The following is a 13,902-nucleotide window of genomic DNA, read 5'->3' on the forward strand; positions in this document are numbered from 1 at the left end:
GGCACCGTGATCACCACCGACCGAATCTACATCGACGGCCAGTGGATCGCCCCCCAGACCAGCGACCGCATGGCGGTGGAAAACCCCTACACCTGCCAGGACATCGCCACCATCCCGCTGTGCGGGACCGAGGAGGTCGACCACGCCGTCCACGCTGCCCGCCGCGCCTTCCCCGCCTGGTCCACCACCGACCTGGAAGAGCGCCTCGCCCACCTGGACGCCCTGCGCCGCGAACTCGCCGTGCGCGCCACCGAGATGTCCGCCCTCATCACCTCGGAGATGGGCGCGCCCAAGGTGATCGCCGACCGCATCCAGGTAGGACTCCCCCTCACTGTTCTCGGGGACACCGTCGCCACCGCCCGGGACTTCGCCTGGACCGAGAAGATCGGCAACTCCCTCATCCTCCGCGAACCCATCGGCGTCGTCGGCGCCATCACCCCGTGGAACTATCCGCTGCACCAGATCGTCGCGAAGATCGCCCCCGCCCTCGCCGCGGGCTGCACCGTCGTCCTCAAACCCAGCGAGATCGCCCCGCTCTCGGCGCTCCTCCTCGCCGAGATCATCGACTCCGTCGGCTTCCCACCCGGCGTGTTCAACCTCGTCACCGGCACCGGCCCCGTAGTCGGCGAAGCACTGGCGGCCCACCCGGACGTGGACATGATCTCCTTCACCGGCTCCACCCGTGCCGGAAGCCGCGTCTCCGAAGTGGCCTCCGCCACCGTCAAGAAGGTCGCCCTGGAGCTCGGCGGCAAATCCGCCGGAGTTGTCCTCGACGACGCCGACCTGCCTACCGCGGTGAAAGCCGTCGTCTCCGACTGCCTGCTCAACTCCGGCCAGACCTGCACCGCCCTGACCCGCCTGCTCGTGCCGCACGACCGCTACGAGGAAGCGGTCGCCCTCGCCGTGGACGCGGCCCGCAGCAAACCCATGGGCGACCCCGCTGACCCTGCCACCCGTATCGGGCCGCTGGCCTCGGCCGACGCCCACCGCCGCGTCCTGGGGCACCTGGAGCAGGCCCGCAAGGACGGCGCGGTCTTCGCCACCGGTGGACCCGACGCCGACGTGCCCGAACAGGGATACTTCGTGGCCCCCACCGTACTGGCGGGACTGGACCGCGACGCCGCAGCCGCGCGCGAAGAAATCTTCGGACCCGTGCTCACCGTGCTCGGCTACCGCGACGTCGACGACGCAGTGGAACTGGCCAACGCCACCGACTACGGCCTCTCCGGCGCGGTCTGGTCGGCCGACACCGACCGGGCCCTCGCCGTGGCCCGCCGGATGCGGACCGGTCAAGTCGCCATCAACGGCGGCCGGTTCAACCCCTCCGCGCCCTTCGGCGGCTACCGCAAGTCCGGCAACGGACGTGAACTGGGCCGCTTCGGCTTGGAGGAGTTCTGCGAAGTCAAGGCAGTCCAGCTCCCGTGACCTCACCCACGACCAATCCCACCCCGAGGAGAACCATGCCCACCACACTCGCAGCTGTGGTCCGCGCCCCCGGCGAACCCGTGCGCATCGAAGAGGTCGCCCTGCCCGAGCTCGGCCCCGGACTGGTCCGGGTCCGCATGGCCGCCGCCGGGGTGTGCCACTCCGACCTGTCCCTGGCCTCCGGCAAGCTCGCCCACCCCATGCCCGCCGTGCTGGGCCACGAGGGAGTCGGACACGTCGTCGACGTCGGCGCAGGAGTGTCCGACCTGTCCGTCGGAGACACGGTGCTGCTCAACTGGAATCCGCCGTGCCGCTCCTGCTGGCACTGCACCCACGGCGAGCCCTACCTGTGCGCCAACGCCGCCGACGCCTCCCGCCGCGTGTGGGGGACCCTCGCCGACGGCACCGACGTCCACCCGTGCCTGGGGGTGGCCGCATTCGCCCAGGAGACCGTGGTCCCCGCAAGCGCGTGCGTGGCGATCCCCGCAGACATCCCCCCGACCGAGGCCGCGCTCCTCGGCTGCGCGGTGCTCACCGGGGTCGGAGCGGTGCGCAACGCCGCCCAGGTGCGTCCCGGACAGTCCGTGGCCGTGATCGGCCTGGGCGGGGTCGGCCTGGCAGCCGTCCAGGGGGCGCGTCTCGCAGGCGCCGCCATGGTGATCGCGGTCGACCCGGTCGAAGAAAAAGAGGAGCTGGCCCGTTCCCTGGGGGCCACGCACTTCCTCACCCCCAGCGATGACCTGTCCCGGCGCATCCGCGCCCTCGCGGACGGGCGGGGAGTCGACCACGCCATCGAATGCGTGGGCCGGGCCGCTACCATCCGAGCCGCCTGGTCCTGCACCCGCCGCGGCGGCACCGCCACCGTGGTGGGCTTCGGCGCGGCCACGGACACGCTGACCCTCAATGCCCTGGAGATCCCCCATTTCGCCCGCACCCTGCAGGGCTGCTTGTACGGCAGCAGCGACCCTGCTACGGACGTCCCGGAACTGCTGAAGCTCTACCGCGACGGGGAGCTGGACCTCTCCTCCCTGGTCAGCAGGACCATCGGTTTGGACGACGTGCCGGACGCCCTCGCCGAGCTGCACGCCGGACGCGGTGCCCGCAGCCTCGTCGAGTTCTGACCCCTACCCTGGGAAAGGAGTTTCCGAAACACGGTCGCGTTTTGAAGGATTGCATCGGAAAGATTTCCTGAAAACCCCGCGGAGACCGGTTTGCGGAAACCGGGCCAACCGGGCCGGGAGCCTATCGGAAGACCCCGCAGAAATGCGGGGTCTTCTTTATACTTTGGCGGACGCATCCCCCATAGTGTTCAATCAAGGTAGGAGAACGGTCCGCAGAGGTATAGACCTTAGAGAGGCCGGTGAAGGAAAGTCCCGGTGTGAGGAGAGTCGCATTCGGGCAATATCAGGGAAAGACTCGAAGGGAAGGCGGAAGCAGCGCGGGAATTTCCCAGTAATTCGATAGTGTTTACGCCGGCAAAGCGAGAATAAAGGGGGAGAGACTGTGGCACGGAAGACGGTTATCGAACTCATCGATGATCTCGACGGCTCCAAAGCCGATGAAACCGTCACCTTTGGCATCGACGGGGTCACCTACGAGATCGACTTGTCCGCCGACCACGCCGAGGATCTCCGCTCCATCTTCGAGGCGTACGTGAAAGCCGGACGCAAGGTCGCCAACCGGCCCCGGCGCAAGAGCCGCACTCCAAAGGTCGACACGAGAGCGGTCCGCAAGTGGGCGCAGGCCCAAGGGTACGAGGTCAGTGAGCGCGGCCGGATCCCCCAGCACATCCTGGACGCCTACCAGAAGCGGACCGGCGACGCATGACAGAGCGGGGCACGGCACGGAATCGTCGCAGAACTACCGCGATTCCGTTACGTGCCCCCAAGTTCTTAACGACCTCTTACTCGGATACGGCATCCTTCCCTCTCCGATAGTGTGTCGGAGACCGTGGCCAGACTCTTGAGGTAGTGACAACATGCGTCGACGTGCGGCTGTGGCCCTTGCGGTGCCGGTGAGCGCCCTGATGCTGGGGGCGTCCGGATGCGGGGTCATCCCCGAAGAGTGGCAGACCCCCGCGCTGATGCGGACGGAGCAGGAGTACGACAGCCGCCTCCCGGTCGTCAGCGGTGCCGTCGGCGAAGAGCCCGAAATCTCCTTCCCTGACATCGAGCCGCCCACAGAGCGGATCGCGGGTGTCGCCCACCACGGGACAGACGACAGCGCCCTCATCCGCGACACCGACCTCGTGGTCGCCCACATCGTGGAGTACCAGTGGACCGACAAGGGCAAGGGGGAGCAGGTCAGCTCCACCTATGAGCACGACGCCCCCGAGCTGCTGTCGTTGACGCGGATGCCCGACGACCTCGCGGGATCCATCGTCAACCAGTCGGTTGGCTCCCGGATCGTGTTCCTCTTCCCGCCGCCGACTGAAGAGGAGCGCAGCCAGTACGAGATGATGGGGCAGGAGCCCCCCGAGGGAGCGTCCGTGTCCGTGGTCGACATCGTCGCGCGCCACGGCAAGGGCGACGTGGTCCCCGGTGAGCAGATCACCGACGTCGGCGAGGACATGCCCACCGTCGTCGACAAGGGGCGCACCATGCCCGAGATCACGATCCCGGAGGACACCGACCCGCCCAAGGACGTGAAGGCCATCCCCCTCATCGAAGGCGACGGGCCCGAGATCACCAAGGGGCAGAACATCGTCGTCCAGTACACCGGCGTGCGCTGGGACGACGGGGAGGTCTTCGACTCCACCTGGAACACCGGGCTGGAGGACCGCGCCGCCGCGGAGAACGAAGACACCGACGGCGACCCGCTCCACTTCCAGATCGGGGTCGGCGGGGTCATCGAAGGCTGGGACGAAGGCCTGGTCGGCCAGCGGGTCGGCAGCCGTGTCCTGCTCGTCATCCCCAAGGACAAGGCGTACGGCGACAAGGCTGCGGAGCGCGGCCAGCCGGAAGGCACCCTCGTCTTTGTCGTCGACCTGCTCGGCGCCTACAACTCCAAGCCTGAAGAGGAAGAGGAGCCGGAGGTCGTGGAAGAAAGCGAAGCCGCTCCCGAGGAGGCCAAGGACGACGAGTCCACGGACGACAAGGAGAACTCCGAAGAGTAGCGGCTTCCCGGAGCCGGAGACGGGGCGGGGATCGATCCCCGCCCCGCGTCGTGGTCCGGCCGCACTACCCGGGCAGCGGGTCCCTCAACCCAGCATCCGGGCCGCGTACCGGCCTGCAGCCGCCGCTGCCAGGAACGCCGCCGGATCCTCAGCGAGCCCGCGCCCCATCGTGGACAACCGCACCGGGACGGCCTCCAACGCCGCGAACAGGCCGTCGACCTCCACCTCGACGAGAGTGTGCCGCTCGCCCAGCACGGCAGCCTCGGCACGCACCCGCGCGCCGAACTCCCCGTCAAGCAGCGGCACGACCACGTCGGCGCGGGCCAACGCCACCCGCCCGTAGGCGGTCACACTGTGGTGGGACACCCCGCGGTGCCGCGGGCGCGGGTCGGCCTGGCTCACCCGCAACGCCCCCACGGGACGGCCCTGGAGCACTGCCGCGGCGTTGACCGCCTCACCCACGGCCACCCCCGAAAACCCCCACGGCGTGCCCGTTCCCAGGTTGCCCGGCCCTTGCGCCACCACCGCAATATCAGCGGCAAGCACGTGCCGGGCTGCAAGCAGCCCGGTGTGCACGGTCACCGCTTCCACATCCCCGCCGAACGCCTGCCCCACGGTGACCGACCCCGCCAGCAGCCCGGCCGCGCGCAACTGCGCCACGGTGCGGGAGAACCACAGCGGCAGCGCCCCGCCGTCCAGCATCACGTAGACCACCCGGGCGGTGGGACGCTCCGCCAGCGCCCCCGCCACCACGGCGGGAAGTGCTGAGTGCAGGTCCGCGGTCACCACCGGCATCCCCGCGATCCCGTCCGCGTCCCGCAGCAGCGCATGGTGCTCGGAGTCTTGCTCGTCCGCGCCCAGCACGGTGGCCTGCATCGGGGTGTAGCGGGCCTTCACCAAGTGGCCGGGGCCTTTCGGGTCGGGCGGCAGACGGTCGGGCAAGGCGATCACGAACGCATAACCGCCGGTTCCCAGCCCGAGCGCCAACGCCGTAGTGTTGAGCAGCACCCGGTCACCCGGTTGCGGGTCGCCGACCAGTGCCGGATAGGCCAGTGCCCGGCATTCGCCTTCCCCGCTGGCCAGCTCCACGACAAGCTCCACTGCACCAGGCCACGAGCGGCCAAGGTCACGGACCCGTCCATCACGCCATCTGATCACGCGCGCCACGGTACCGTTCATGGTGGCGCGATTCCGGGAAACCGGCGCACGTGTACGCGGGCAGCGTCCAGAAAGGCGGGAAATGTCGCAGAGCAAGACCGAACGGCAGCTCAATCTGGTGATCTGCCTGCTGGCCACCAGGCGTTTCCTCAGTGCCCAAGAGATTCGGGCGACCGTCCACGGCTACGGGGACGTCGAAAGCGACACGGCCTTTAAACGCATGTTTGAGCGCGACAAAAAAGAATTGCGCGACGCAGGGATTCCGATCATCACCGGCCGCCACGATCCGCTCAGCGACGAAGACGGCTACCGCATCGCCCGCGACGACTACGAACTCCCCCCAATCGACCTGCGCCCCGACGAGGCCGCAGTACTCGGCCTGGCCGCCCGCGCCTGGCGGCACGCTGTCCTCGGCGAGGCCGCCGCCAACGCCCTGCTCAAACTGCGCAGCGTCGGAGTGCCTGTGGACGCTGCGGCACTGCCCGCGGTCACCCCGGTTCTCGGCGCCGACGAGCCCGCGTTCCCCTCGGTGTGGCAGGCGGTTCGGGACCGCCGCCCCATCAGCTTCGACTACCGCAAACCCGGAGAGGACCCGCCACAACCCCGGGAGCTTGAACCGTGGGGGGTCGCCAACGTCGCCGGACACTGGTATGTCGCCGGCTACGACGGGGACCGCCGTGCCCGCCGCGTCTTCCGTCTCAGCCGGATCGTCGGCGACGTGCAGATCCACACCAGCGCTCCCCCGGTGCAAGTGCCGAAGGATGTGGACGTGCGTTCCCTGATCAACGCGCGCCCGCCCGAACCCGAGCAGGTAGCAGTGCTGGAGGCGCGCACCGACGCCGCCCACGCGCTGCGCCGCGCCGCCCGGCGCATCGTCGCGGGGGAGCGCACCGGCGGCACCGGATGGGACGTGGTGGAGTACCCGTACGTCGACGAAGCCGACTTGGCTGCGCGGGTCGCCGAATACGGCGAGCACGTGGTGGTACGCGAACCGGAACAGGCCCGGAAAGCCGTGGTCGCCCACCTGCGCGCCGTCGTAGCTGCACCCGTCGCGGCCGCGACAGACGAAGACCCGCCCGCGCCACTCCCTGGCACGCCGCGTCCCCCCGCGTCGCGTCGAGCCGGAACCTCCACTGAGCAGTTGCGCCGCCTGCTCATGCTGGTGCCCTACGCCCTCAGCCACGACGTGCGGGTCAGCGAGGTCGCCGCCCACTTCGGACTCACCGAAAAACAGGTGCTCAAAGACCTGAGCCTGCTGTGGATGTGCGGGCTACCCGGCTACACCCCTGGCGATCTCATCGACGTGGACGTGGAGGCTGCCGCCGAAACCGGGGAGATCATCATCTCCAACGCGGACACCCTAGCCGCCCCCCTGCGGCTGACCGCGGACGAGGCAGCCAGCCTCGTCGTCGGGCTGCGCCTGCTCCGTGACCTGCCCGGCGTGGACAGTGTCGCGCTCGCCCGGGTGGAGCAGAAGCTCCGCGACGTGGCGGGCGCTGCCGGCCAGCTCGCCGACGCTGTCGACGTGCGCGTGGACGACAACCCGGAGGTCGCCGAGCTGCGGCACCGCATCGGCAAAGCCTTGGAGTCCGGTAGCCGAGTCCACCTGCGCTACCTGTCCGGCTATGCCGACCGGGTCAGCGAACGCGAAGTCGACCCGATGCGGCTGGTCGTGCAGGACGGGCACTACTTTTTGGAAGGGTGGTGTCGCCTCCGCCGCGACGTGCGGCTGTTCCGCCTGGACCGGATTCTCGAACTGGACGTGCTGCCGGTGGCTGCCGAAGTGCCCGCCGGGGTACGCAGCCGCGACCTGAGCAGCGGGGTGCTGCAGCGCTCCGCCGACGATGCTTTTGTCACATTCGAACTGGAGCCTGCGGCGCGCTGGGTCACTGAAGAGTACGTCTGCTCCGAGGTGCAGGAACTGCCCGGAGGACGGGTGCGCGCCACACTGCGCACGCCGGAGCCCGGCTGGGCGGTGCGGCTGGCGCTGCGGCTGGGCGCTACCGGGCGTCTGGTCGCCCCCGGGGAGCTCGCGGCACGGGTCCGGGAGCTGGCTGAACGGGCGCTGCAGCGGTATGCGGAGGAAAGACCCGACGTTCCCCAGCGCTGAGGGTGGTGTTACGCCCTGGATTGAGTAGGCTCAAGACGTGCTGTGGACCGTTGCCGTGCTCATCGTTGCGGCCGGGGCGCTCGCTGCAGGGGCGTGCGCGGTGCAATCGTGCACGGGTGCCCAGGAGTTAGCGAACGAACTCCGCGTCGCTCACGCGGCGGTAGGGAAGCGATGGGACCTGCTGCGCGCGGCGGTCCGCGAGACCAGCCACCACCCACCCGCCGGACGGGTGGCCAGACCAGGACGTACCATCGGTGGCGCAGGCAGTGCCGCACAGAGAGGCTGACACAACCATGAGCATCGGGCCCAGAGAAATCCTCATCCTGCTGGTAATCGCGCTGCTGCTCTTCGGCGCGAAGAGGCTGCCCGAGCTGGCGCGCTCCTTGGGCCGCAGCGCTCGCATCCTGCGCGCGGAAGCCAAAGGGCTGAGCGAGGAAGACACTACTTCCCAGCAGACCGCAGACCAGACCCACCAGGCCGAGGCCCGCACCGAGCAGCCCGGCACCCAGCAGCAGTCGGGCAGCTACCCGCAGCTTCCGCCAGGTCAGCGGATCGTGGACAACTCCGGGGAACGCATCCAGCGCCCCTACGGGACCTGAGCCGCGAGGGGCGAACCAGCGAAGTCGCGTGACCACCCGTGGGGACGGGGGAGGCACGCGGTCGGTACCGGGTGAGGCGGAGAACACGTACAGCGATGAGGACACGACGGCAGCGGAAGGCGAACCCTGAGGCGCGCATGCCGCTGATGGAGCACCTGCGTGAACTGCGGGACCGGCTGCTCAGATCGATGCTGTCCATCGGCGTCGGCCTCGTGGTCGGCTTTCTCGTCTTCGACCCGGTGTGGGAATTCCTGCAGCAGCCTTTCTGCTCGCTCTCCGCCGAGGTGCGCGGCAGCGACCACTGCGGGTTGAACTTCACCGGCATCTTCGACGGGTTCAACCTGCGCTTCAAAGTCGCTGTCATCGTCGGCCTGCTGGTCTCCAGCCCGGTGTGGCTGTACCAACTGTGGGCGTTCGTCGCGCCCGCGCTACGCGGCAAGGAGAAGCGCTACACCTACCTGTTCGTGGGGTTCGCGGTCCCGCTGTTCTTCTCGGGCACGGTGCTGGCCTACTACGTCACCGCCAAGGGCATGGAGATCATGTTCTCCCTGGCCCCCGAGGGTGCGACCGCGCTGATCACCCTCGACAACTACCTCAACTACATGATCATGATGTTGGCGGTGTTCGGCGCTGCCTTCGTCCTGCCGCTCATCGTGGTGCTGCTCAACTTCATGGGGGTGCTGTCCCACCGCATCATCGGCAAGTGGCGGTCCATCATCATCTTCCTGATCTTCCTGTTTGCCGCCGTTGCTACTCCCGGTGGGGACCCGTTCACTATGCTGGCCCTGGGAATTCCGATGGTGGCGCTGTTTGAAACAGCGGAACTGATCGCTTTCATCAACGACCGGCGCCGCAGCAGGAACCGTGATCCGTTGGCAGAGCTTGACGACGACGAGATCTCCCCGCTCAATGACTTTGACAGCACGACCGAAAGCACGTCGAACCGCTAGCATCCCGCGCCGGTCGTGAGATCCGGACACCATTCACGGGAGAGCCCCATGGACGAACAGCACACTTCCGCCACGCCCCGCCGCGACCTTCCGCCTGAGGCTCGCGGAAACGAGAAATGGCACGACACCAGCAACGTGGTGTGGATGCGGTCCTCGCTGTCGCGGGACGACTCCGAAGCGATCGTGGAGGTCGCGAAATTCGACGACGGCTACCGGGCGATCCGCGACGGGAAGAACCCGGACAAAGGCATCCTGTTCTTCACTCCTGAAGAGTGGGAAGCGTTCGTGCTCGGCGCTAAGGACGGCGAGTTCGACATCCCTGAGGAGTACCTGACCCCCGAGGAGATCGCGATCCAGCGCGGCGAAGTCCCGGTGACCGCGGTGCCTTCCCCGCTGAACAAGCAGACCGCTCCATCCACTGAGTCCGACTAGGCCAGGCCCGGCCTGCGCCGCAACCCCCTCCATCCCCCGTGCCGACTGTCACCCTGCTGGTCAACCCCGCTTCCGGGCGCCGCCGAGCCGCCGTCGTCGCGTCCGCGCTGCGTGAGCGGCTGCGTGCGCGGGGCGCCCAGGTGCGCCTGCTCATGGGAGAGTCAGCCGGGGACAGTGCCCGGCTCGTCGACCAGCTCGTCGCGCAGCGCCCCGACGTGCTCGTCACCGTCGGCGGGGACGGCCTGGTCCACTTGGCGTTGCAAGCCGTGGTCGGCACCGACATCCCGCTGGGTGTGGTGGGTGCGGGCACTGGGAACGATATCGCCCGCGAACTGGGGCTGCCCCGCGCACCTGATGCGGCCGCCCAGGCTATCCTGGCCGGGCACACACGGCAGGTGGACACGGTACATGTGGCGGGCCGCCACTATCTGAGTCTGCTCGCCTGCGGATTCGACTCCCGCGTCAACGAGCGGGTCAACCGTTTCCGGAGGAGCCTCGGCCGTCTCGACTACGTGGCCGGGGTCCTCGCCGAGCTCGGCGCGTTCACCCCGCTCGACTACACCGTCGACGTCGACGGGCAGCGCGTACAGACTACGGGAATGCTCGTGGCAGTGGCCAACACCCGCTGCTACGGCGGCGGCATGCTGATCTGCCCCCAGGCCCGGCCCGACGATGGGCTGCTCGACGTGATCGTGGTCCGCGAGGTGGGCCGGCTCCGCTTCCTCCGCCTGTTTCCTCGCGTCTTCACCGGATCCCACCTGGAGTTGCCCGAGGTTACCGTGCTGCGGGGCCGACATGTCTCCCTCAGCGTGGCCGGCGACGTCGTCGCCCACGCCGACGGGGAACGTCTCGCCGCACCCCCGCTGGTCTGCGAGGTCCGCCCCGGCTCGGTGCGCATGGTGACCGACCACTGAACCGATAAGACCGGTCTTGCCTGGTATGGCCATCGGCCAGCCACGGTGAGTAAAAGAACACGACGCGTTGCCCCTCCCACCCTCTAGGCTGACCAGTATGAGCACTTATGCCGCCCGCTACGCCGAGTTCCGCAGGCGACAAAAGGAGTCCAGCCCCACCATCGAGGAGTTCCAGAATCTCTACGGGTTCGACTTCGACGACTTCCAGATCCGGGCCTGCAAAGCCTTGGAGACGGGGCATGGGGTGCTGGTCGCCGCACCCACCGGTTCCGGAAAGACCGTCGTGGGAGAGTTCGCTGTCCACCTGGCGCTGCGTGACGGTCGCAAGTGCTTCTACACCACCCCGATCAAGGCGCTGTCCAACCAGAAGTACACCGACCTGGTGCGCCGGTACGGCTCCGACAAGGTGGGGCTGCTCACCGGGGACAACAGCATCAACGGTGAGGCGCCCGTCGTGGTGATGACCACCGAGGTGCTGCGCAACATGCTGTACGCGGGCTCCGCCACACTGTCGGGCCTGGCGTACGTGGTCATGGACGAGGTGCACTACCTGGCTGACCGGTTCCGCGGCGCGGTGTGGGAAGAAGTCATCATTCACCTGCCCGAATCCGTGCAGATCGCGGCGTTGAGCGCCACGGTCAGCAACGCCGAGGAGTTCGGCCAGTGGCTCCAGCAGGTGCGCGGCGACACGTCGGTGATCGTGGACGAGAAACGCCCCGTGCCGCTGTGGCAGCACATGATGGTGGGCACCCGCATCCACGACCTGTTCGTGGAACCGGAGGGCACCGACACCGGGCAGGAAGAGGAGAAGAACGGACGCGGCTCCCGGAAACGCCGCCGGTCCCGGCATGCCCGGCAGCGCACCGTGGAGATCGAGGTCGGCGGGGAACGGCTCCACGTCAACCCGAAACTCATCCGGTTCGCCGAAGAGGACGCCCGCCTCACCCAACTGGCCTACCAGCGCCGCCACCCGCAGGCGCGGGCCCGCGGCGGTGCTCCCCGGCCGCGGAGCAGGTTCGCGCCGCCCACTCGGGCACAGATCGTCGAACAGCTCGACCGCGAAGGCCTGCTGCCCGCCATCACGTTCATCTTCAGCCGGGCGGGCTGCGATGAGGCGGTGCGCCAGTGCGTGGCCAGCGGGCTGGTGCTGACCACCCCGGAGGAAGCAGCAGAGATCCGCGAGTACGCGGAACGGCAGTGCGCCGAGATCCCTCCGGCGGATCTCAACGTGCTCGGCTACTCCGAGTGGCTGCAGGCATTGGAGTGCGGGATCGCCGCCCACCACGCCGGGATGCTGCCCACCTTCAAAGAAGTGGTGGAAGTGTTGTTCTCCCGCGGCCTGATCCGCGCCGTGTTCGCCACGGAGACACTGGCGCTGGGCATCAACATGCCCGCCCGCACTGTCGTCATCGAAAAGCTCGACAAGTGGAACGGGGAGACGCACGTCGCCCTCACCCCTGGCGAGTACACCCAGCTCACCGGCCGTGCGGGACGCCGGGGCATCGACGTGGAGGGGCATGCGGTCGTGGTGTGGCAGCCAGGCACCGACCCGGAGATGGTCGCCGGGCTGGCGGGCACCCGCACCTATCCGCTCAACTCCAGCTTCCAGCCGTCCTACAACATGGCGGTCAACCTGGTCGCGCAGGTCGGTCGGGAACGCGGCCGGGCCATGCTGGAGTCCTCCTTCGCCCAATTCCAGGCGGACCGTTCCGTGGTGGGTCTGGTGCGGAAGCTCCGCGCCCAGCAGGAGGCGCTGGAAGGCTACGCCAAAGCCGCCTACGACCCGCGCGGCGACTTCATGGAGTACGCGGCGATGCGCCGCCGGCTCTCCGACTTGGAGAGCGCCGCGCAACGCAACCGGCGCACGGCACGCCGCAAGGAAGCGGAACGCAGCCTGCGTGCGCTCCGCACCGGCGACATCATCCGTATCCCGTCGGGACGCCACGCCGGCTACGCCGTCGTGCTGGACCCGGGGCTGGACAAGGGCCCGCTGCCTGTCCCGCTCGTGCTGACCGTGAACCGCCAGGTGAAACGGGTCAGCGCCAACGACTTCCCGATCCCGGTGGAGCCGACAGGGCGGCTGCGGATACCGAAGTCGTTCTCTGCGCGTTCCGCGCAGGCGCGCCGCGACCTGGCGTCAGCGCTCCGCAGCAAACTGGAGACTCTTCCCACGGCTCCGATCCGGCACCGGGTGCGCGACGGGGCCCCAGAGGACCCGGAGATCGCGGAGTTGCGTGCTCGCATCCGAGAGCACCCTTGCCACCACAGCGAAGGCCGGGAGGACCGGGCCCGCTGGGCGGAACGCTACTTCCGGTTGAAGAAGGAGACCGAGGAACTGGAGCGCCGTATCGAAAGCCGCTCCCACGTCATCGCCCGCACGTTCGACCGGGTCTGCGGAGTGCTGCAGGAACTGGACTACTTGGAGGGCGACACCGTCACCGAGGACGGGCGGCTGCTCAGCCGCATCTACTCGGAGCTGGACCTGCTGGCAGCCGAGTCGCTGCGGCGCGGCGTGTGGGATGCGCTGGGGCCGGAGGAGCTGGCCGCCTGCGTGTCCGCGCTGGTGTACGAGTCGCGGCGGCCTGACGAGGTGTTCGCCCGCGTGCCGTCCGGCCCTGTCGAGGAGGCGCTGAACGCCATGATGCGGCTGTGGGGCGAGCTGAGCGATATCGAACACCGGCACCGCGTGTCCTTCCTGCGGGAACCGGATCTGGGCTTCGTCTGGCCCACCTACCGGTGGGCGCGCGGCGACCAGTTGGATCACATCCTCAACGAGGCGGGGATGCCGGCGGGCGACTTCGTACGCTCCACGAAGCAGCTCATCGACCTGCTGGGGCAGATCGCCCAGGCCGTGCCGGAGGACAGCGGGGTGCGCACCACGGCGCGGCAGGCCGCCGACAAGCTGATGCGCGGCGTGGTCGCCTACACCTCGGTGGGCTGACACCGCCACTGCCGCGGCAGCCCGCGGGCAGTATCCCGAGCCGCAGACCGTCCTTCTAAGCCACGGGGGATGCCGGTGCACCGGTTCCGGCATCCCCGTGGTGTGCTGCCGACCAGCCGGGAAGGGGCGCCACACCGGCCCGGGCGCGGTCAAGCGGGCAGGTGCTGCGGGAACACAGCGACAGACTCCGCTTTTCGGGTCATCTGCCGCCGTGGGGTATGACCGTTGCCTTTTTCCTGGCGCCGTGCGTCACCGGCG

At 68.8% G+C, this 13,902-nt stretch carries 11 protein-coding genes; 10 read left to right on the top strand and 1 reads right to left on the bottom strand.

The features are described from left to right. Nucleotides 1-6 precede the first annotated feature (6 nt). The 4 genes from CW348_RS04350 to CW348_RS04365 all read left to right on the top strand — a co-directional run bounded on the left by CW348_RS04350 (nucleotide 7) and on the right by CW348_RS04365 (nucleotide 4,540). Nucleotides 7-1,425 (top strand): aldehyde dehydrogenase family protein, encoded by a 1,419-nt coding sequence (locus tag CW348_RS04350; protein ID WP_011292202.1) that lies wholly within the window; start codon nucleotides 7-9, stop codon nucleotides 1,423-1,425. 35 nt (nucleotides 1,426-1,460) lie between these two features. Further along, entirely contained in the window at nucleotides 1,461-2,546 is a 1,086-nt protein-coding gene (locus tag CW348_RS04355) for a Zn-dependent alcohol dehydrogenase (RefSeq protein WP_011292201.1), read from the top strand. A gap of 382 nt (nucleotides 2,547-2,928) precedes the next feature. After that, entirely contained in the window at nucleotides 2,929-3,252 is a 324-nt protein-coding gene (locus CW348_RS04360; protein WP_011292200.1) for an Lsr2 family protein, read from the top strand. Between the two features lie 151 nt (nucleotides 3,253-3,403). Continuing rightward, nucleotides 3,404-4,540: an FKBP-type peptidyl-prolyl cis-trans isomerase gene (locus CW348_RS04365; RefSeq protein ID WP_011292199.1), complete on the top strand. Its 1,137-nt coding sequence runs from the start codon at nucleotides 3,404-3,406 to the stop codon at nucleotides 4,538-4,540. 84 nt (nucleotides 4,541-4,624) lie between these two features. Here the strand turns inward: CW348_RS04365 and CW348_RS04370 are convergent, their stop codons facing one another. Beyond that, nucleotides 4,625-5,698, bottom strand: a complete 1,074-nt coding sequence (locus CW348_RS04370; RefSeq protein WP_173668143.1) for a DUF3866 family protein — start codon at nucleotides 5,696-5,698, stop codon at nucleotides 4,625-4,627. Between the two features lie 82 nt (nucleotides 5,699-5,780). Between CW348_RS04370 and CW348_RS04375 the strand changes: the two genes are divergently transcribed. The 6 genes from CW348_RS04375 (at nucleotide 5,781) to CW348_RS04400 (ending at nucleotide 13,644) form a co-directional block, all read left to right on the top strand. Then, the gene (locus CW348_RS04375) at nucleotides 5,781-7,808 is read left to right on the top strand and encodes a YafY family protein (RefSeq protein ID WP_287462883.1); all 2,028 of its coding nucleotides are present in this window, start codon (nucleotides 5,781-5,783) and stop codon (nucleotides 7,806-7,808) included. Between the two features lie 293 nt (nucleotides 7,809-8,101). After that, the gene (gene tatA / locus CW348_RS04380; RefSeq protein ID WP_011292195.1) at nucleotides 8,102-8,407 is read left to right on the top strand and encodes a Sec-independent protein translocase subunit TatA; all 306 of its coding nucleotides are present in this window, start codon (nucleotides 8,102-8,104) and stop codon (nucleotides 8,405-8,407) included. Between the two features lie 137 nt (nucleotides 8,408-8,544). Beyond that, a complete protein-coding gene (gene tatC / locus CW348_RS04385) occupies nucleotides 8,545-9,357 on the top strand; it encodes a twin-arginine translocase subunit TatC (RefSeq protein WP_016188819.1) in 813 nt (270 codons plus the stop codon). A gap of 48 nt (nucleotides 9,358-9,405) precedes the next feature. Next, nucleotides 9,406-9,789, top strand: a complete 384-nt coding sequence (locus CW348_RS04390; RefSeq protein ID WP_011292193.1) for a DUF397 domain-containing protein — start codon at nucleotides 9,406-9,408, stop codon at nucleotides 9,787-9,789. A 38-nt stretch (nucleotides 9,790-9,827) separates the two neighbouring features. Beyond that, nucleotides 9,828-10,703, top strand: a complete 876-nt coding sequence (locus tag CW348_RS04395; protein WP_287462887.1) for a YegS/Rv2252/BmrU family lipid kinase — start codon at nucleotides 9,828-9,830, stop codon at nucleotides 10,701-10,703. 97 nt (nucleotides 10,704-10,800) lie between these two features. Further along, nucleotides 10,801-13,644: an RNA helicase gene (locus CW348_RS04400; protein ID WP_061783694.1), complete on the top strand. Its 2,844-nt coding sequence runs from the start codon at nucleotides 10,801-10,803 to the stop codon at nucleotides 13,642-13,644. The last annotated feature ends 258 nt before the right edge of the window (nucleotides 13,645-13,902 follow it).

The sequence above is a fragment of the Thermobifida sp. genome (assembly GCF_017577275.1).
In the GTDB taxonomy this organism is placed as follows: domain Bacteria; phylum Actinomycetota; class Actinomycetes; order Streptosporangiales; family Streptosporangiaceae; genus Thermobifida; species Thermobifida fusca.

What these genes read in the sequence shown, in the direction of transcription:
- CW348_RS04355 (WP_011292201.1), top strand. Translation starts at nt 1,461, where the DNA reads ATGCCCACCACACTCGCAGCTGTGGTCCGCGCCCCCGGCGAACCCGTG.
- CW348_RS04365 (WP_011292199.1), top strand. Translation starts at nt 3,404, where the DNA reads ATGCGTCGACGTGCGGCTGTGGCCCTTGCGGTGCCGGTGAGCGCCCTG.
- CW348_RS04375 (WP_287462883.1), top strand. Translation starts at nt 5,781, where the DNA reads ATGTCGCAGAGCAAGACCGAACGGCAGCTCAATCTGGTGATCTGCCTG.
- tatA (WP_011292195.1), top strand. Translation starts at nt 8,102, where the DNA reads ATGAGCATCGGGCCCAGAGAAATCCTCATCCTGCTGGTAATCGCGCTG.
- tatC (WP_016188819.1), top strand. Translation starts at nt 8,545, where the DNA reads ATGCCGCTGATGGAGCACCTGCGTGAACTGCGGGACCGGCTGCTCAGA.
- CW348_RS04390 (WP_011292193.1), top strand. Translation starts at nt 9,406, where the DNA reads ATGGACGAACAGCACACTTCCGCCACGCCCCGCCGCGACCTTCCGCCT.
- CW348_RS04400 (WP_061783694.1), top strand. Translation starts at nt 10,801, where the DNA reads ATGAGCACTTATGCCGCCCGCTACGCCGAGTTCCGCAGGCGACAAAAG.